Source organism: Methylobacter sp. (assembly GCF_030680395.1).
GTDB lineage: Bacteria > Pseudomonadota > Gammaproteobacteria > Methylococcales > Methylomonadaceae > Methylobacter_A.
The window spans coordinates 182412-201723 of record NZ_JAUXVR010000041.1; the positions used below are offsets into that span (position 1 = coordinate 182412).

The 19312-nt window shown below is 46.5% G+C and carries 15 protein-coding genes; 2 read left to right on the forward strand and 13 right to left on the reverse strand.

Going from position 1 to position 19312, the window contains the following annotated elements; genetic code table 11:
- Window positions 1–43: 43 nt before the first annotated feature.
- Complete coding sequence (gene rpiA, locus Q8L79_RS16605; protein ID WP_305273517.1) at window positions 44–721, forward strand: ribose-5-phosphate isomerase RpiA; 678 nt, start codon at window positions 44–46, stop codon at window positions 719–721.
- Between the two features lie 49 nt (window positions 722–770).
- On the opposite strand, the gene Q8L79_RS16610 is transcribed toward rpiA, so the two are convergent.
- From Q8L79_RS16610 to Q8L79_RS16660, 10 genes are all read right to left on the reverse strand, one after another.
- Window positions 771–1874, reverse strand: coding sequence for a TIGR00266 family protein (locus Q8L79_RS16610; protein WP_370870021.1), 1104 nt, complete (start codon window positions 1872–1874; stop codon window positions 771–773).
- A 230-nt stretch (window positions 1875–2104) separates the two neighbouring features.
- On the reverse strand, window positions 2105–2464 hold the full coding sequence (locus tag Q8L79_RS16620; RefSeq protein WP_305273520.1) for a VanZ family protein: 360 nt from the start codon (window positions 2462–2464) through the stop codon (window positions 2105–2107).
- Window positions 2465–2663: 199 nt separating this feature from the next.
- Complete coding sequence (locus Q8L79_RS16625) at window positions 2664–4046, reverse strand: glycosyltransferase family 39 protein (protein WP_305273522.1); 1383 nt, start codon at window positions 4044–4046, stop codon at window positions 2664–2666.
- Between the two features lie 296 nt (window positions 4047–4342).
- On the reverse strand, window positions 4343–5209 hold the full coding sequence (locus Q8L79_RS16630; protein WP_305273524.1) for a glycosyltransferase family 2 protein: 867 nt from the start codon (window positions 5207–5209) through the stop codon (window positions 4343–4345).
- A gap of 18 nt (window positions 5210–5227) precedes the next feature.
- Entirely contained in the window at window positions 5228–5587 is a 360-nt protein-coding gene (locus Q8L79_RS16635; RefSeq protein ID WP_305273527.1) for an SMR family transporter, read from the reverse strand.
- Entirely contained in the window at window positions 5584–6420 is an 837-nt protein-coding gene (locus Q8L79_RS16640; RefSeq protein ID WP_305273530.1) for a sugar phosphate isomerase/epimerase, read from the reverse strand. Before Q8L79_RS16640 ends, Q8L79_RS16635 begins: the two co-directional genes overlap by 4 nt.
- Window positions 6417–7208 carry a hypothetical protein gene (locus Q8L79_RS16645; protein ID WP_305273532.1) on the reverse strand — a complete coding sequence of 264 codons (792 nt, stop codon included), beginning with the start codon at window positions 7206–7208 and terminating at the stop codon, window positions 6417–6419. The genes Q8L79_RS16640 and Q8L79_RS16645 overlap by 4 nt, the downstream gene beginning before the upstream one ends.
- Window positions 7209–7247: 39 nt before the next feature.
- Window positions 7248–7391: a hypothetical protein gene (locus Q8L79_RS16650; protein ID WP_305273535.1), complete on the reverse strand. Its 144-nt coding sequence runs from the start codon at window positions 7389–7391 to the stop codon at window positions 7248–7250.
- Between the two features lie 242 nt (window positions 7392–7633).
- Window positions 7634–8758, reverse strand: a complete 1125-nt coding sequence (locus Q8L79_RS16655; protein WP_305273537.1) for an FAD-binding oxidoreductase — start codon at window positions 8756–8758, stop codon at window positions 7634–7636.
- Window positions 8758–9786 carry a glycosyltransferase gene (locus Q8L79_RS16660; RefSeq protein WP_305273540.1) on the reverse strand — a complete coding sequence of 343 codons (1029 nt, stop codon included), beginning with the start codon at window positions 9784–9786 and terminating at the stop codon, window positions 8758–8760. Before Q8L79_RS16660 ends, Q8L79_RS16655 begins: the two co-directional genes overlap by 1 nt.
- A 1198-nt stretch (window positions 9787–10984) precedes the next feature.
- Here Q8L79_RS16660 and Q8L79_RS16665 point away from each other — a divergent pair.
- Window positions 10985–13330, forward strand: coding sequence for a right-handed parallel beta-helix repeat-containing protein (locus Q8L79_RS16665; protein ID WP_305273542.1), 2346 nt, complete (start codon window positions 10985–10987; stop codon window positions 13328–13330).
- A 742-nt stretch (window positions 13331–14072) separates the two neighbouring features.
- Here the strand turns inward: Q8L79_RS16665 and Q8L79_RS16670 are convergent.
- The 3 genes from Q8L79_RS16670 to Q8L79_RS16680 form a co-directional block, all read right to left on the reverse strand.
- Window positions 14073–15176, reverse strand: coding sequence for a glycosyltransferase family 4 protein (locus Q8L79_RS16670; protein WP_305273543.1), 1104 nt, complete (start codon window positions 15174–15176; stop codon window positions 14073–14075).
- A 329-nt stretch (window positions 15177–15505) separates the two neighbouring features.
- On the reverse strand, window positions 15506–15742 hold the full coding sequence (locus Q8L79_RS16675) for an Ig-like domain-containing protein (RefSeq protein WP_305273546.1): 237 nt from the start codon (window positions 15740–15742) through the stop codon (window positions 15506–15508).
- Window positions 15743–15828: 86 nt separating this feature from the next.
- The gene (locus Q8L79_RS16680) at window positions 15829–18912 is read right to left on the reverse strand and encodes a PIG-L family deacetylase (protein WP_305273549.1); all 3084 of its coding nucleotides are present in this window, start codon (window positions 18910–18912) and stop codon (window positions 15829–15831) included.
- Between the last annotated feature and the right edge of the window lie 400 nt (window positions 18913–19312).

The window sequence follows — 19312 nt, forward strand, 5'->3', positions numbered from 1 at the left end:
CATTTTATTCAACCCGTCCAACCATTACATTGAGGTGTAAACCATGAACGACAAAGAACTTATTGCCAAACATGCCGCCGACCAGGTGGCGGACGGGATGCTGGTTGGGCTTGGGACCGGCTCGACTGCGAATTGTTTTATTGAGGAACTGGCACATCGCAGCCGTGAACAGGGGCTTAAAGTGACCGCTGTCTCCAGCTCGATTACGAGTGCGATTAAGGCGCAACAACTGGGTTTACCGGTGCTGGGTTTCGATCAGGTCAGTCACATTGATCTTTATGTCGATGGCGCCGATGAGGTATCGCCGGAATTAGCCTTGCTCAAAGGTCAAGGGGCCGACTTGGTACGCGAAAAACTGTTGGCTACCGCCAGCAAGCAGTTTTTAGTACTGGTTGAATCTAACAAACTGGTTGAGCGGATCGGTCAGCATTTTGCAATTCCCATTGAAGTGATGCCTTTTGCCTGGCAACTGGTTAAAAAGCAGCTGGAAGCAAAAGGCGGGCACGGCGATTTACGCCAAAATGCCAATAAAAACGGTTTTGCGATAAGCTCTTACGGCAGTTTACTATTGGACATGAGCTTTGACGCGCATATCGATGCTGAAACACTCAACGATACCTTAAACAGTATCCCCGGCATCGTTGAGCATGGTATTTTTTACGCGTTGGCAACCACGGTTTTAATCGGTGTCAACGGTCAAGTGCAAGAGCGGAGCCGTTAATCGTTAACGCGCCTGTCCGGTAAAGTGACTGAATATTTTTTTTACGGCATCAATCGCCGCCCAGTAAATTACCCAAACCGCCCAGAATTGAACCTTCATCCTGCTGCCTGCCCCCGCCTTGCGGTGCGGCTGAAAGCATTCGGCCTGCCAATCGGGAAAACGGCAGGCTTTGCAACCAAACCGTGCCGGGGCCGGTCAATTTGGCAAAAAACAGACCCTCGCCGCCAAACAACATGGTTTTAATGCCGCTTGCCTGTTGAATGTCAAAATCAACGCTGCCGGTCATTGCCGCCAGGCAGCCGGTATCGACATGCAGCGTTTCACCGGCGGCCAGTTCTATTTTTTGCAGGCAGCCGCCGGCATGGACAAAAACCCAGCCGTCGCCTTCCAGCTTTTGCATGATGAAACCTTCGCCGCCAAACAATCCGGTTAAAACACGGCGTTGAAAATGAATACCCACTTGTACGCCTTTGGCCGCCGCCAAAAAGCTGTCTTTTTGGCAAATCAGTTTTCTATCGTAGTCTTGCAAATGTAAGGCCAGAATGGTGCCTGGAAAGGGCGCGGCAAATGCCACTTTGCCTTTACGCTGCGCGGTTTGCGTAAACACGGTAATAAACAGGCTTTCGTTAGTCAGCAAGCGTTTACCCGCACCCAGCAATAGTCCCATAATACCGGCTTGTTGCGAAGCCGAGCCATCGCCGAAAACGGTTTCCATTTTCACATCCGCGCTTTTGTACATCATCGCCCCTGCTTCTGCGATCGCGCTCTCTTGTGGATCAAGCTCGATTTCCACAAACTGCATTTCATGGCCGAATATTTTAAAATCAATACCGTCGGTGACCGAATGCTGACCAAAACCGCTGGAAGACTGGGTATGCGCAACGGACGACTGCGCAACAACCGGATTAACTGACTGGGCGACCGGCAATGTCGTCGGCTTGGGCGACATCATATAGGCGGGTGTCGGTGGAAAAGGCGTGACGCCGTCTTTTTTCATCGGCCTGATTTCAGTCGCGTCATAGACGGGAACCCAGTCGGCGAAACCCTGACGCCAACAATAAGCGCCCTGATGTTCACGGGCAAACGTTTTTGCATAATCCAGCGTATAGGGCCCGCCGGTTACATTTTCAAAAGAAAAAAACCATTCGTTCATAGTGTCGGCCTTGGTCATTATTGGGTGTAAAAATAATGCAGGAAAGTATAAACCACTGTGCTTTATACCGTAGCTTTTGATAAAGCGGATCGTTGCATGGCGCTTTAACTGTTTGCGGAAAAATTTTATTTCGGAGCTACTTTGGTTGCAGCGGTTGTCGCAGGCTTATTGATCGCATAACGGATCGTTGTGTAATTGTTAATTACCGGATGTTTCCATTAACGCATTGATCAGACTGTGCAGTTTTGCTGCTTTCTGATGATGGAAAAAACGCAGACGACGGTGACGGCGCCAAAACTATCAGCCAGCCAATCATCAATACCGGGTGAGCGACCCGGCAGCAGCATTTGGTGCAACTCATCTGCTGCGCCCAACGCAACTGTCAAAATAGCGGCATATTTGAGCTGTATAGTATTACTCATGACTATAGCGAAGGTGAAAGTCGCAAAGTAGAAAAAATGCACCAGCTTATCAACCGGAGGCATAAACAAACCGGCAGCTTCCGGCTGTGAACCACCTATAAACAAGGCCAGAACAAGACTCAGGGAAAATGTAATAAAGCTAAATCGATAAATATGCGATATTGTCATAGGATAGCAATTGTCTCTCACAAAGTTATGGTTTAAGGCTGTAATGTCATAATAGTTACAGTGATGACGCACTGTAACTATTATGAACGATAATTACCGTCACGTAATATTACAACTAATATTATAACTCGCTCTGTTTCACAATTTTTGGCTGGTAAGGTTAGGATCGTCAAAAAATGCCCGATCCTTGAGCTGCTGATTAAGTGTTTACTGCAGGATTTGACCCTCTATCGGACGCAACATCTCTGGCCGCGACTCTCAAGGCGCGACGATTTAAAAATTGATCGATATAAACGGCTCCAACGAGAAGATAAAACGGTTCACAAGGCAATTTATACCGAGCAAGACCCATTGGGCCGCCAGGGATCGTAAAAAACACAATACTCGCAACGAATAAAGCAAAAACGGCCAACTGATGGCGCCTCATCAAGACGTAAGCGCCTAATAAAAACGTTGAATAATTTATCAAGAGCAGCACCAATACGATCAAACCCGACGAGATCTCAGCGAAGCTCTTTGTTTGCAAGAAAAGCGATATAAGCTTGAAGCCCTTCTCATTGACGAATGAGTCCGGCGGCAGCTGTGTAGGGGTCATCCCTAACTTATTGACGATATCGGCAGTACCCAGGTTGACATATGTGTTAATCATACCTTTGATCCAACGTGATGCAAAAACTACCGGGTGCGTCTTTATATACTGAACCGCGAGCTTCTGTGCAATGGATTCGTTGGTAAAAGGATTACTGTTTTCCGAGTAGCCCAAAGCCCTGGCTTGTGACTTGAATTCGGCAGCAATTACCTCACGAGACTGATGCGTCTCCCAGCCTCGGGTATACCCGACCTGCCAGAACAGGAGAGTCTCCCCCTGAACTGAAGAGAGCTTTACGGTATCGTAGAGCGTGTAATTTCGATATAACCATGGGCTGATTGTGATTACAAAAGCAAGCGTATATAGAAGCCCCCATTTTAGCCGGGTCACCAAGTTTCTTGTCGGCCACAAGAGGGTAAAAAAAAGTAATATTAAAAAATAATACTGGCCGACCGGCCTGACCAAAACAGCCAGAGCGAGCAGTCCCCCTGCGATTAGAAAATTCCGCCCCTCCCCTAACTTCAGGCCGCGCAAGTAAAAGTACAGAAAAGCCGAAAGAAGTGCAACAAAGAGGCTGTCACTATAAAGGCTTGCAGTCGTAAATATCGAATTTGGATTGATGGCGAGGAAGGTCGCGGCAATAATGCCGACTCGCCTGGAGAAGACCATTTCGCCAATTTTCAAGACATAAAATATCGTTACCAGATCGACAAAAATTTGTGCGAACAAAACCACCCAGGGCTTAGCGCCGAAGAGCGTGTAGAAAATAGCGATGAAGAATGGATAACCCGGCGTTCTGAACGTATTGCCGCAGAAGGTGAAGTGATTGACAATGCACTCTGCAAGCTTGTGATATTCAGGAGCATCGCCGTCTAAAACACTTTCTGTCTGCACTTGGATGTCCCATGGCCGAAAGAGCAAGAAAACCGTCAAACGAAGGACAAAAGCGACAAGAAATATTAGAAATATTTTTTCTTTTTTGATGATATTCACGATGACCTCTTCATGCTCAAGCATGACTAAATGTATAGATACTGTTAATAGCAAAGTTGCACAACATGATGAAGACCGTTACAACATCTGCGCATAGATGTATGTAATTTCCTGCCTCTCTGTCAGCTAAGGAACGTGCAAAAATAACCGAGTCGAAATTTTATTGGAGCGTAGCGACGCGAGGACTTTATTTTTTGAACAATGGCTATGGCTTCCATGGCGGGAATACCTCCGGCGGCGGTTGTTGAAAATAGTTCAATGTTAAGGACTCCCGCTCTTCATTTTAAGGCCTTGCTCTAGCTGCCCACGGGCTTTCTGGTTGCTCCCCCATTTCTTATAATCGAATTTCCTCCCGGGGGATTATATTCGCCGAAGCAAGCCTGAATAAGCACCTGCAATACCGATAAATTGCCATTAATGCTACTGATCTTTGTCGGTACTTCCCCTTTTGGATATTGCCGGATACTCGGCAACTCAAGACAGCGATAACCAAGCTTGGGCGCACGATAGGAAAGATAGGCAAGCAACTCGTAGGTCATGAATACATCGCGGAATACAGCGATCTTGGGATCAAGCAGCATCTTTCTACTATAGGCGCGAAAGCCTTGAGTGGTGTCGGTCCATCTAAAGCCGGAAAACAGACTCAGCATTGGCGCATGTATAAAACGGATGGCGAAGTCCCTTAACTTAGGCGTGTTCTCTGCCATCCCTCCTTCGATGAAACGGGAAGCCTGCACAAAATCCACACCCTGCTTTAATGCTTCAATGAAGCGCGGTATCGCCTCAGGATCATCCTTGTCGTTACCGTCAATGGTAACGATTCCTTCATAGTCCTGGTCAAGTGCAAAAGCGTAGGCGCAACGAAGCTGTGCGCTCAATTTACCCGGCCCCGTCTTGACCAGCAGGCCGCGCACGCCTTTCTGTTGTAGCGACTCCGGTTCCAGCGACCCATCGGTACTACCGCCATCCACAATAATGATGTCGGTGATGTCGTCGATTTTTAGAATCGCCATTCTGGAAAGCAGGTTCTTGATTCTTTCGCCTTCATTAACTACTGGAATTACGACGCACCATGGATGCTGTCGTCCAAGCCAGAGAGGGGTATCAAAGGTGGGTACTTGCCAATTGGCGCGAACGTCTGGAGTAATGTCAGGGTTATTCATCTTCTATTTTCTCTGTTGTTAGGATACTCGGACCGTGATCAGTCCCACACCGACAACCACCAACAAAATGCCCGCGATGGTTGTCCAGTGGAAAGATTCGCGAAAGATCAGTAAGGAACATAATGCTACGGCGGCTACGGCCCCTGAGGTGAGCACCGGATGCGCCACATTCAGCGGTAAGCGGGCCAAGGCGGCAGCGTAGAGCAGGAATGCCATACCGTAAAGCACCAGACCCAACCAGAATGGCCAGTTACTAATAACAGACCTGATTGAATCATCTAAAGCGGGGAATTTACGAGGAGGAAGCATAGCCATCTTAACCAATACGCTGGCTGAAGCATTGGAGGTGATACCGAGAATCAGGATCAGCCACTTCATGTCTTAGCCTCAATACCATGATTACGATAGTGCCGAACCGCCACAGCCAGTGCGCGCTCTATCGACGCCTCATGGGGTTCATTGCTGGTCGCCAGCATCTCAATTGAAACCACATGATTAGGCAGATGCTGCTCCAAGGCTGCAAACATCTTGCCGTGATCGGTTCCGCCGTCTCCCAAAGGAAGCAGATCCGGCTCACTGGCATGAATATGCCCGATGAGGGACGCATAACCTTGAAGCACGGTAGCAGGGTCTTCACCATTGATGGCCAGCGCACCTGTGTCCAACTGCATCCCGATGGCCGGATGAGCAATCTGATTCACCACCAGTGCCGTTTCAGCACTGGTGGTCATAAAGTTGGCGCCATAACAGCTGGGATTGGGCTCAAGGCAGATTACCACGCCATGATTTTGGGCGATGTCTCCAAGGTCTCTAAAAAAAGAGACCGCCACATCCATCGCTACCTGATCGCTCAATCCGGTGCGATCCCGGTTTTTCGGCGAACCGAACACCAGTCGCTTGGCGCCCAAGCTTCCACCGATACGGCACACTGCGCCGAGATGTTGCAGCATCGCATCCCTAACCTCCGGCGGGCCAAAGACATTCAAGCCGTTTGTGCCAAACAACAGCGCCTGCATACCCGTGATTTCGACACCACGTTCCGACCACCAGTTCTTGATACGGGCGATGTCCTCATCTGTTGCCTTGGCCGGCTCAGGAAAATACTTGCCGGGTGCGACATCAATGGCATCAACACCAAAACGATGAAGTAGCCTGGCTGTCGCTTCATCTTCAACGGTATCCCAGGCAATGTTTGAAATAGCTATCCTCATGCTTTCGCCTCCGTACCGGGTTTGATCGTGAGCGGCTCGGACTGTGCATATCCTCTAACAGCTTGAATGGTTTCACGCGAACCGTACTGGTAATATCCGGGGGCTCCAAAAATTTGAGCATAGCGGGTTTGCATGTTGTAGACGGCCGGGTTGTTGGCTAAAGCGTGGTCGAACGATTTACCGAAACCATGCATTGCAATATGCGCGACAGTGATCGGTTCTGCGGTGAGGTGTACCAATTGCAAACCGGCACTGAGTGCAGTTTGAATGTCGTACCAGAGATTAACCATTGGGTAGAACTGGAAAGTACCTCGGCTGTCGATCGCTTCGATATTATTGTCATTCAGGAAATCAAAAATAACGTTCTTGCGCAATCCCGGACCGACCAATCCCGGCAGGCGAACAATCAGGTGGCTGGCGAAATGGCCTTCGACAAATTTTTCGAGCAGGCGGCGATGCAGACCGTAAGCATGAAGTCCTGACTCATCGACCGGTGTCGCTTCGTCAACCCCTAACGGACTTTTGAACACATCGACAGTGCTGATCAGGATAAAGGTTTTGCACTGAATGGTTTTCAAATGTGCAATCAGGTCATCGATTTTTTGCCTGTCCGCCTCCGGTTCCCGAATAGCAATCCACTTCTGCGCAGGGGCGCCGGCGCATACAACAGTATCGAAGGATTTACCGTCGATATCGCTGATATTTGTTGAGCGAAACAGTGACTCGAAAGGTGTTTGTTTAAGAAGCGTACTGCCTACAAACCCTGAAAATCCAATTAGTGCATTCATTTTATACCTTTACTAGTGATAACAGCCTTAGAATCATCATTATGCGTAATCAGGGAATACCCATGTAGCATCTAAATAAACAGGAAGCGCAAGCATTCCGCTTTGCCCGAAGCTCAGTGCTTTCTTGATATGAAGCATGCCCTCTTCTAACTTCCGGCAGTCGCCAGGAATGGGATAGGCCATAGCCTTGACTCAAGCCAACAGCAGTAACTGTCAAAATATTCCTCGCGAGAAGTCTTCGTAAAAAAGCCCCAATTACACGCCGGAACCCGACAATAAAACTACGGTACATAAACATCGTAAGTTGTTTTTAACTTCCGGGCACCCATCGCTCCTCTGAAATCCTGCTGCCTCAAGATTAAAGAAAATATCAGCAGTAGCATCAGATGAATGCGCTCAAGAAAAATGGGTTGCAGAACGTGTTGTTAAAATTTCTCGTCATTTAACTTTTCCAGAACATCATAAATATTATCAATCTTTCCTCCCAATATAGAGTAGCAACCCGGCAACTCCGGATGCTTTTCAAAAAGAATGGGCCGTCCATCATCACTCTCGTTCTTCACCAGAACAGTTTTTATTTCAAAGAGCGAATCGACATATTGCGCATCCAGCACCGCAGGCAGGTATCGGCTGACGTCCCTTACCATGCGATCGACACGAGTTGCACTTTCGTACTGAATTAGTTTTTGGTAAGGGTCGATGCCTTGCATGTCATTCCAGTGCAGGTGCGGGGTGTAGCGAACATGAGAAAGCGTATGCAGTCCGCGAGCAGGAAACGGCATCATGGAAAAAAAAGGGCCGTCCATCACCGTGATACCCAACCCATCAAGTGCAGGTGGCGCCTGTATCAGTGCCATTTCAGTTATTTCCTGTTTGAGACCGGTTCTGGTACCGAGAAAGTCCCCTTTGAATTGATTGAGTCCGCTATAAGTACAGTTGAATACGTAGCGGCAAGAAATCAGCTCTTCAATGCCTTGATCCGGCTGCAAGGCAACGCGCAATGTTCCATTTGGCTCATTTAAGATGGCAGTAGCCTGCGTTTCAAAACAGATTTGCACACCACATTCACTCAGTTCACGTTCAGCCCAATTTGCCAGCTTTGTGGTATCGAAAACATATTCCTCGACCAAAAACACATCCTCGATCAGGCGCGGTTCAAATAATGTTCTTAGCGCTTGATCCGCGGGTTGGATCTTGGCGCCGATGTCACGACAGAAGCGTATAAACTGTTTGGCGGTGACCTTGGAATTACGGCGTGCAATGGCGTATAGCTTGGTGAAATCCTGCTTTACCGCATCGGGCCAGTCACGTACGAAATTAGGCAGATTAACCCGACTTCGATACGCGGTCGTAAAGCTGCGTGGATAGTGATAGCCGTTATGGACGCGGGCCTGATTGTTATAGGAAGCACGCGTGAGAAGTGCTTGCTCACGCTCTACAAGGATAATGCGGTTGAAACCGCGCTGCTTGGCAAGGTAAATGGCAATTGCAGCGCCGTAAAATCCGCCACCGATTATGATTGCGTCTTGGTTAGTATTCGTGACAGGCATCAGGCAGCCCGTTTAGGGTAAGCGACGAATGGCTCGTGCGATGTCTTTGACGCTACTTCCTCGATATTGAGCTTCTCGCGCCTTGTAATCCGGGAACTGGTGAACTCTTGCCCTACGTGATAAAGCGGACCTTCATTTTGAAGAGAAACCATGTTCAGGATGTACTCGGCTAATACCAGCAATACCAATGAGATCAAGAAAAACATTCCTGATTGCTGTAGGGATAAACTGATCCAGCCTGGCGCAACATCTGTCTTTAGTAAACCGATGACAACGACATAGCAGGAATACACAAGGTTCGAGAAAGTTCCAAACAAAGTGAGCGAGGTAACAAGACGCATCGGTGCGCGAGTTGTTGAAACCAGCAACCGTATACCACGGTCGATGCAACCCTTCAATCGCTTGGTGTACGAAACTCTTGGCATTGCACTGTAGTTAAGATTGGCTCGCGCAAATCCCCCCGTCGCTGGAAGATGGCGATAGGCTATCGCAGGCTGGGGATGCTGAAGAATGAAGTTGACGATTCGTTTGCTCAGGACGCGAAACTGCGGCGCCTCCTTGGTCAGATTGATACCGTTGGCCCCCTTGTAGAGTCCATTAAAAACAGCGTATGCAATCCGATAGGCGAGACTCTGAGCAGGTTTCTTCTGATTATTGGCGAACACCACATCGGCGCCGCTGACCGCCTTGTCGAGCATTTCCGGCAGAAAGCCGATATCGTCCAACCAAGGATTAATGACGGCGACAAAGTCACCCAATGCGTTTTCCAGCCCAACCCATGATGCCGTATCGGTATCCACTTCCTTGGTCAGCGCATACACCTGTAAATTGGGTTGCCCCCCCTCTCCCGTTAGATTTTTGAGGACGGAAACGCTGTCATCATTCGATGCGTTGTCAACGATGATGAGCTCATAATCGCTGACCATAGAAGAAATATTGGCAGCAGCTTCTGATAGTATTGCTTCAATATGGTCTGACTGATTGCGTACGACGAATACAACAGACAGAAAAACAGGAAAAAACGTCATTACAAACCTCCCAAACGCTAACGACAGGGTTAGCACTTCTTTTTTATTACAAAATAATCACGGAATCTTAGTAACTCCCAAGCCTCTTTGTTCTAAAAATCCATATCGACTAAATGCATTAAAAACAATGAACAGACACAATCTTAAGAAATTATTAAAATCAAACAGGTGTAAAAACAGACACCACCGGCATGGAATGAATTCGCTTTTATATTCCTGAGCAGTATAAAAGGAGGCGATTCAAATAACTGCCGCCAAACCGGCACGCTAAAAACGCATCGATTACCTTTATAGCTATTCTTCCTTGCCAGCCCCCCCATTACAATTAGTACAAACACTTAATGGAAGCTACGCATTGCCAGACGATGTACAACATGAAGAGGGGGTACTGTAAAAAATGAATATGTGTCCCTGGTGAATAACCGCTATACCGGCAGCCAAGTGCGTCTTGGCTACGCGATTTCACCGGCCCGGTAAAGTGGACCCTATCTCAATGAATCGAGAATTCTGAAACTTTAAATGGATAGCGTAGACTGCCGGCCTGTCTATGATCTATTTCAACGTTGATGAAGAGGATTACACACGGAGGTTCAAACAAGCGTTATAGTTCATTGATGCCAAAAACGCTTAGCGTCTGCGACTCGGCTAATACCGATGCCGCTTGATTTGCCCGTCCGATACACCTTGTTAACCTATTGATAATCGTCGAACCTCAATCGATCTTCTCCATCTACGTAAAAATACGTACGTATTTACACTTAGATTTAAGAAAACATTAATATTTTGCGGATACACTTCAGTTCGAGTTATATAGAAATTGTTTCGTATGAATAAAATGAAATGAATATCATGCTTCTTACGATTATATTTATAATTCAATGCGTTATAAAAAGAGACCTCGAGTGTCTTGTAAATTAATTGGTTTTTGTAATAGAGATAATTTATGAATAAATCGACTAAAGTAGCATGTTTGCTACCATCTTTAACTAACTGTTCAGCAGCGGCTCTTAGCTTGCCTCGGCGGAAACATAGATCAGATATGAATGACTTGAATTTGGATTTACAATCCTTAAATGCTCAAGACAATCGGAAAATCCGGTCTACGACGAAGCATCTTTCTAGGATCTCCCACCTACATGTCCCTCACACAGCATCACATGGGACTAAACAAGTAATTAAAAATTCAAAACAAATTAATATGAAGAAAAAAGTCTCCCGCAAATTATTTTATATTGTTTGCATTCAAGGTCTATTAGGGCTTCAACAAGCTTATGCGGCTACCTATTATGTTTCGCCTACCGGTTCTGATAGTAATAACGGTACAGCTCTTTCATCGCCTGTAAAAACTATAAGACAGGCGTTGAGCAAGGCTCAGAGTAATGGCGATATTGTTTATGTGACGACGGGTACTTATGCGGAAGTAGTTTACATTTCGCAAAGCGGTATTACGCTGAGTGCTTATCAGGATCATAAACCCGTTATTGACGGCGGGACCTCATTGCCTAGCGGGAATTGGGGTAAATTAATTTCCGTGGACGGCAATAACAACACAGTTTCCGGTTTTGAAGTAAAAAACTGTAATAGCAATGGCGCATATATAGGTGGCTATGGCATACAGGTAGCGGGGCATCATAATACGATCAGTAAAATAAACGTTCATCACACTTGGGCAAATGGAATCTTGCTTAATGGCGATTACAATACTGTCGAAGATTCTACAGTATGGCAGACAATCAGGTCGAATTCGGGCAATCCTGGGACAACAGTGTGGGGCTCTGCACTCAGTGCCGCTCGAAATGAGAGACCAGAAGCCTTAAAGCCAGGCATTACCTCTTATGCCTCTTTCCGGCGCAATAAAGTTTTTAACAATTGGGGCGAAGGTCTATCCTGCTATGAGGCGGATCATTGTGTAATGGAAGATAATACCGTTTACGATAACTATGCAGTTAACTTGTATCTTTCCGATACTTCCAACAGCTTGGTGCAACGTAATATAGTTTATACTACTTCAGCACCTGCAATTGTTTTGGCGACTCGTACCGGTATTACTCTGGCCGATGAAGTGGCAAAAGTTCCTCGCTCTGCCAATAATACGATTATCAATAATTTTCTTCAAAACGCGACATTAGATGCCTTTAGTTGGACGATTGTTCCCGATTCCGGATTGAAGAATGTATTGATAGCAAATAATACCATCGTTGATGGCGGTATATCGACAGGGTCTGTTAATACAAATTCCCAAATTAGAAATAATATTATTTTAGGAAATAAGAACCGTATACCTAGTAACAACGGCATTACTTTTTCTCATAATAATTGGTCTGTCACTCCTCCATCAGCAGCGGCAGCGTCAACTAACATACTTGGAGATCCTCAGATAGCTAGAGCGGGAACAACGGCACCAGGCGCTTTGACATCGGCTTATTTCAAAGTACTTGGAAGCTCACCTGCGATAAATGCTGCAATGCCAGTCAGTACCGTGCCTAGCGATTTCTTTAAGGTCAGTCGTGGAACAGCGCCGGATATAGGTGGTTATGAGTACCAAACATCCAGCGGCGGCACTCCTTCGCCTACTGATTCCACCGCGCCTTCCGCTCCATCCGGTCTTGCCGCTACTGCCGGCTCTGCTACCCAGGTCAATCTTGCCTGGAATGCATCTACTGACAATGTGAGTGTTAGCGGTTACAAAATCTATAGAAATGGTACAGAAATTGGATCGAACGCTGCAACCAGCTTTACCGATACGACTGTTGCTGGAGGAATAACCTACAACTACACGGTCAAAGCCTACGATGCTGCCGGCAATCTCTCGGTTGCCAGCAACACGTCTACGGTTAATACTCCACAGTCGACGTCGACAGCCAGCATATCTTCCTACTCTGCGGGGAGTATAACTGCCAACAGCGCCACGATTAACTGGACCACCAACGTTCCTTCTACCGGCGTAGTTTCTTACGGAACCAGTGCGACCAACCTTAGTTCGCAAGTTAGTGCCGGCACTCAGGCTACCAGCCAATCAGTGCAAATTACCGGCCTGACCAGCGGTACCGTTTATTACTATAAAATCAGTGCTAGCAGTGGTTCTGTTACTTCCAGCTTCAAGACTTCCGATTCTTCAAGTTCAGGAACTAACATAGCGCCACTGGCGTCGGTAATAGCATCTTCACAAGATATCTATAACAATCAACAAGCAATCAAAGCTATAGACCGCGTAGTCTCCGGTTATCCGGTAGACGCTACTCGCGAGTGGGCTACAATGGGTCAAAAAGCAGGCGCCTGGATTCAGCTTAACTGGAGTACTAACCGTCAAGTCAACAAGGTCGTTTTATATGACCGCCCGAACCTTAACGACCAAATCACCAGTGCTACACTCACTTTCAGCAACGGTTCTACCGTAAAAGTGGGAACATTAAATAATTCAGGCGGCGCAGTAGTCATTAACTTCCCGTCAGTGTCTACAAAAAGTGTAAGGGTAACTGTAAACACCGTAAGCGGCAGCACTGTAAACATAGGTTTATCTGAGCTTGAAGTATTCGGTATTTAAAGAGTCTCTGAACAAGTAAAATTGATCAAAAGTTCAGCCTTTTACCAAGGTACTGAATGACTTAACAATGAAGTGAAAGGGCTGTTGGAGGGTCCTTTCAAAATTATGCAACTTGTCGTAACCCGTTGGACAATCCGGTCCGGATTACCCAACGGGTTACGACCTATATTTCCGTATCTCCAAGACAGTAACTGAACATGCATCAGCCAACTGGCCTCCAAAGCAAACAGTGCCAAGCAAACTCCAGAAGACTCCCGCTTTAAGATTTTCGCTCCATCACAGAAGATAACAAGCAACTTACCAGCGTAGTACCCCTTCCCTAAGCCGCTTTAAACTTTAACAGGTTGCACATTGCTGCTTAAAAGCTTTGCCACACTTTTGTCACAACAGATCTAAAACAACTCCTAATATGTTCGCGAATAACCCTGCCCTGCCGACAGGATCGGTCTTGTTTTAGTTCAGCTAATTTAATTCTTTCGCCCTTATATTTTGTATCAGGAGGCGCTGGTTGACTCATTCATTAAAAAGTTACTTGATTAGCAAGATGCTTCAGCTAGCACCGTCATACTGGCAGGGATGCCAGCATCCAGAGCCAGGGATGGTAACTTTCCGATACCGCTGTGGCATGATTTAGGCTTGATGCCAAGCCATAGTCTCACATCCATGTGACTGGATTCCGGCATCCCTGCCAGAATGACGAGCTTTTTGGCACTAGCTGAAGCATCTTGCTAATCAGGAAAAGTTAAACATTAAGTAAATTATTATAAGCATTGATTACATCAGAAACCCATTTATCAATGTTGAATGTTGTTTGAACATAGTTTTTTTGTTCGAGTTGAATTTTTTCGCGTTCATCAGCTTGCATATCAATGCAATGTAAAATATGTTTTTGAAATAAATCTATATCATCAATATTAAATTCTTTTGTATGTGGAACTTTTAATAAATTTAATCCGGGAACATTACTTGCAATAATTTGAGCATTACAATATGCGGCTTCTATAACTGCGTAACAAAAGCCTTCTTCCCGACTTGGAGAAAGAAATACATCAACAGCTCTGTAATAAGATCCCATATCAGATTGTGCACTCATTACCCGGATCCACTTTGGCATTGGTCCAAATTGACTTTCTATTAATTTAATCGTTTCATCTTTTCCTATGGAACAAATAATAATTAAAATAATATTTTCCTTTTCAGCAATAGGCATTAATGCTTGTATTGCCAAATCAACGCCCTTTATAAGATAAAGACCCCCGAATATGAGTAGAATACGAGAATTTTTAGGAACATTTAAATCTTTATGAGTTAACGTTTTATAATTATCTAATCGAGGAAAATAGATAGCGTTTTTAACAGTAATTTTATTATTATCTTTAAGCCGTTCGGGTAGTTTTTCTGTAACCGATTGACTTACTCCAATATGCATATCTGCTGCATATATATAATTTTTTATGAATGCTTTTACACGGCTTTTTGGACTTCTAAAATGATTGTGATGATGAAAAACTATTTTAACGGACGGATGCAGTAACTTAATTATTCGCATACAAAAAAGAGTTTGGTTAGTAGCAAAATGTAAATGAATAATACCAATTTTTTCTTTTTCAATAATACTGCGTATCAATATAACTGTTTCTATTAAATTATCTTGATATAAATAGACGGACCGACCACGATTTTGTATTGCTGAAATCCACTCAAACTCTTTAGTTTCTTTAGGAAAGAGATAACTCGTGGATTGCCCAAGTAATAGCAGTTCTTCTTCCAGTAAGCGAAGAGATGGAATAAAGTTTCCTTCATAAGAAGGACTATAACATGCAAGGTGGAGAATATTTTTTTTCATTAATCAATCCTTTACGTCGAAGTTGCGATTGTGTTTTAAATATCATGAAGGCTGGACTCCCATCACTACGGGTAAAGCTATCCTGCTAAAGCCGGCTTAAGTGCCTGGAAATAAATAAACATGTATTTTTCACTTGGAACACCCGTAAATAAAGATCCGGTGATAACAGAATACATGCCGACTTTTTTCATTGCACTTATTGCCCATGCCAGAAATTTAAAAGCCTAACCATTGATTTAACTTCTTAACTTGTTAAAGACAGCCCCTTTGCCACATTCTTCTGCCGCAGAGTTATAAATCCATTTTGTCCAAATGGATTTAAGTTATTTTTATAAAACAGTCACAGTAAAAGTTCCGATCACTGTCGCTATGCCATCGCTGACCTGCACCGTAAAGCTGTCGGAGCCTCTATAGCTCCCCACCGGCTTGTAGGTAATAGTTCCACCGGGCGTGATATTGGCGCTGCCGGAACTGGCCGTGGCGCCGGAAAAGCTCAGTGCGCCGTGCGCGGGGCGCGCGCTCTGGCTCCCGATTTCCGTCTGCCCGGTGGTCGATGTCGCTGACATGCAGGTTGGGCTTCAGGTCTAGCGCCGAACTGTCCTGCACCACTGTCAGGGCAGTGGTTCCGCCGACGAAGGTGGGCACGGTATTATTACTGCCCACCGAAGAGCACCCCATATACTTCCATTTCTGATAAACCGATATTTACCGTAGTGCCGCTCACAGTGGTTACCGTCACCCTGACGCTAGTGGTTACCACCGACGCAAAGTTGATCGCAACTTCGGTACCCGCATTGCTCAATGCACCTACCGTTACAGTGGATCCATCACTAAAAGTGAGCGTAGCGCTGGTGATTTGGTCGTTAAGGTTCGGGCGGTCATATAAAATCACCTGATTTACCTGATAAGCGGTACTCCAATTTAGCTGAATCCATGACCCGGCAAGTCCGTTAATAGTCGCCCATTCTCTTGTATAGTCACCGGGATAACCATCGACTACGCCATCAACAGCCTTGATTGCTTGTTGATTGGTACTAATATTTTGCGAGGATGCGGTTACCGTCGCCAATGGCGCTATATTGGTTCCCGAACCTGAGGGAGCGGTAACGGTGACATCAACCGAGTCGGGAGTGCTATTCAATTGCCCATCGTTAACTATCAATGTAAATGTCAACCTTGTCGTTACCGTTAAACCCTGCGGCGTCGTGAAACTCGGCGCAGCTGTATTGGCTCCTGACAAGGATACGCTCGGTCCGGCTGTTTGCGTCCATTGATAGCTTAAGCTATCGCCGTTGGGGTCAGAGCTTCCGTTGCCGTTAAGATTGACTAAAACGCCTTGCCCTGCCGTCTGGTCCGGTCCCGCGTTGGCAACAGGCGCCAGATTTCCTCCTGTTGGCAGAGTGCCATACACTTCGAGTTCGGATAGCCCAATGTTTGCAGTGCTTCCACTCACGGTCACCACGGTAACGCGCAGGCTGTTGGCCATGAATGGACCGACATTAAACTCAATACCCGCTCCCGCATTGTCCAGCGCGCCTACCGTTATGCTGGCGCCACTGCTAAATGTGAGCGTGGCGCTGGTTATATGATCATTCAGGTTAGGACGATCATGTAACACGACTCGAGTGATTTCATAAGCCGAACTCCAATTAAGCTGTATCCATGCGCCCGCACGCTCGCCAACAGTCGCCCATTCGCGCATGTAATCGCCAGGATAGCCGTCGGATATGTTATCAACGGCTTTAACCGCTTGCTGATTAGTTTCAAAATTTTGCGAGGAGGCGGTTACCGTCGCCAATGGCGCTATATTAGTTCCAGAGCCGGAGGTAGCGGTAACGGTGACATCAACCGAGTCGGGAACACTATTCAATTGCCCATCGTTAACTATCAATGCAAATGTCAACCTTGTCGTTGCCATTAAACCCTGTGGCGTCGTGAAACTCGGCGCAGCCGTATTGGCTCCTGACAAGGATACGCTCGGTCCGGCTGTCTGCGTCCATTGATAGCTTAAGCTATCGCCGTTGGGGTCAAAGCTTCCGTTGCCGTTAAGATTGGCTAAAACGCCTTGCCCTACCGTCTGGTCCGGTCCCGCGTTGGCGACAGGCGCCAGATTTCCTCCAGTTGGCGGAGCGCCATACACTTCGAGTTCCGATAGCCCAATGTTTGCGGTGCTTCCACTCACGGTCAACACGGTAACGCGCAGACTGCTAGTCATGACTGGATCGATATTAAACTCAATGCCCGCTCCCGCATTGTCCAGCGCGCCTACCGTCATGCTGGCGCCACTGCTAAAGGTGAGCGTGGCGCTGATTATATGATCATTCAGGTTGGGACGATCATATAACACGACTCGAGCGACTTCATAGGACGAACTCCAATTAAGCTGTATCCACGCGCCCGCACGCTCGCCAACAGTCGCCCATTCGCGCGTGTGATCGCCAGGATAGCCGTCGGCTACGCCATCAACGGCTTTAACCGCTTGCTGATTAGTCCCGGTATTTTGGGAGGATGCGGTTACCGTCGCCAATGGCGCTATATTGGGGAGCGGAGATGAGGAAAGGACGCGCACTGAAACATGATCCGGCAAGGTATCCAAAATGCCATCATCCACGATCAATTCGAAAACCAGCGTTGTATCAATGATTGAGCCTGTCGGCGCTGTAAAACTTGGGTTGGCCGTTGCGGCATTGGCGAGTATTACAGGAGGCCCAACTATTTGCCGCCATTGATAAGCCAGCGTGGCGTTGTTCGGATCGTTGCTAGCTGAACCGTTGAGCAGTACCGTAGAACCTTGCGTCACGGTTTGATCCACGCCGGCATCAACACGCGGTGGGGGGTTGCCGCCATTTAAGCTGGTCGGCCAAAAGAACTCATCCTTGTGGACGAAACTCCCAAGAAAATCATTATCGGTCCCCCCTTGGCTAACATGGGCATCAATTGCGCTGGCCTTAAGATTCGTTATACCCACGACTTGCATGGCTAAAGGCACGTCCAGGCTTTCACGATCAGACCAAGCGAATCCCGTGCCCATCAATCCCGGCGGTTCGCTAAAATAGCTCTGCGGATCGGCCAAATTAGGCCATATACTGGAATTAGTAGACCATACCAACGACTTATTGAATACCGGAACATAGCCTGGATTGGCCGCGGTAACGGCAAGAATCGCATCGCGTACTGCATTAGAGGTAGTGAGGTGATCCGGATGCTGGTCTAACTCCGCAACAGTAATAATATGCTCCGGGCGTTGGGTGTTGATAATGTCCTTCAGGTCCGCCAGGAGGTTGAAACGATTATAATTTGCGTGCGTTCCAAACCGAAAGTTGTGATAGTCAGTCCCGCCAAGCCCCCTGTGAGCATATGTAGCGATTTGACCGCTTGGCGCGGCTAAAAAGTGATCGGATTCGTTAGGATAATTTTGATACATAGTGGCTAGACCGCCATCGGGATAACCGAGAAAGATTAGATCACTTTCTACAGTGCCTAAATTGTTAATCTGCCCGGCAGCAGCTTCATCTTGACGTAAGCTGCCCAGTGTAGGACCGCCGATATCACCGTTTGTCATATAAACAATTGTTACCTGCTCGCCTCGCTGTGTCGCGGCATAAGTAACTCCCGCAGCGATTAGAAGATCATCATCGGGATGCGGTGCAATTACAAGAATAGTACTGTTCGCAAATCCCCCCCAGAACAAGAACATTATTAAAGACAAAAACGACAATAACTTTGATCCATTCATAACCTTACCCATTTATTAGATTGTATGTTATTCCACAAAAAAACTCTGCCGATGGGTAGGCATGGCTTTTTAAATTGAAATCCTGATAACAAACATCTCAGCCGATTCATGATCTCCATTCAGCTTTTCAGTTCCGAACTGGATTCGCTTTGCGCTCTGTCGGCACAACGCATTTTTCGACTAGCCGATGATTTCTTGCCGGTGCTCAATCAATCATTTAACGACGGGTAAAATTAAATAACTTTAAATCAATAGATCTTTTTAATGTTTACTTAGTCTTTAAGTGATAGAGATTAAAAATCTGCGCCTATTACAAAACAAAAGGGCAGGGAAAAAAAGTGGTACGAATACCTATCAATACCTATCTATGCAACCAATAGCCGAGCTCCACGTCTTTTCT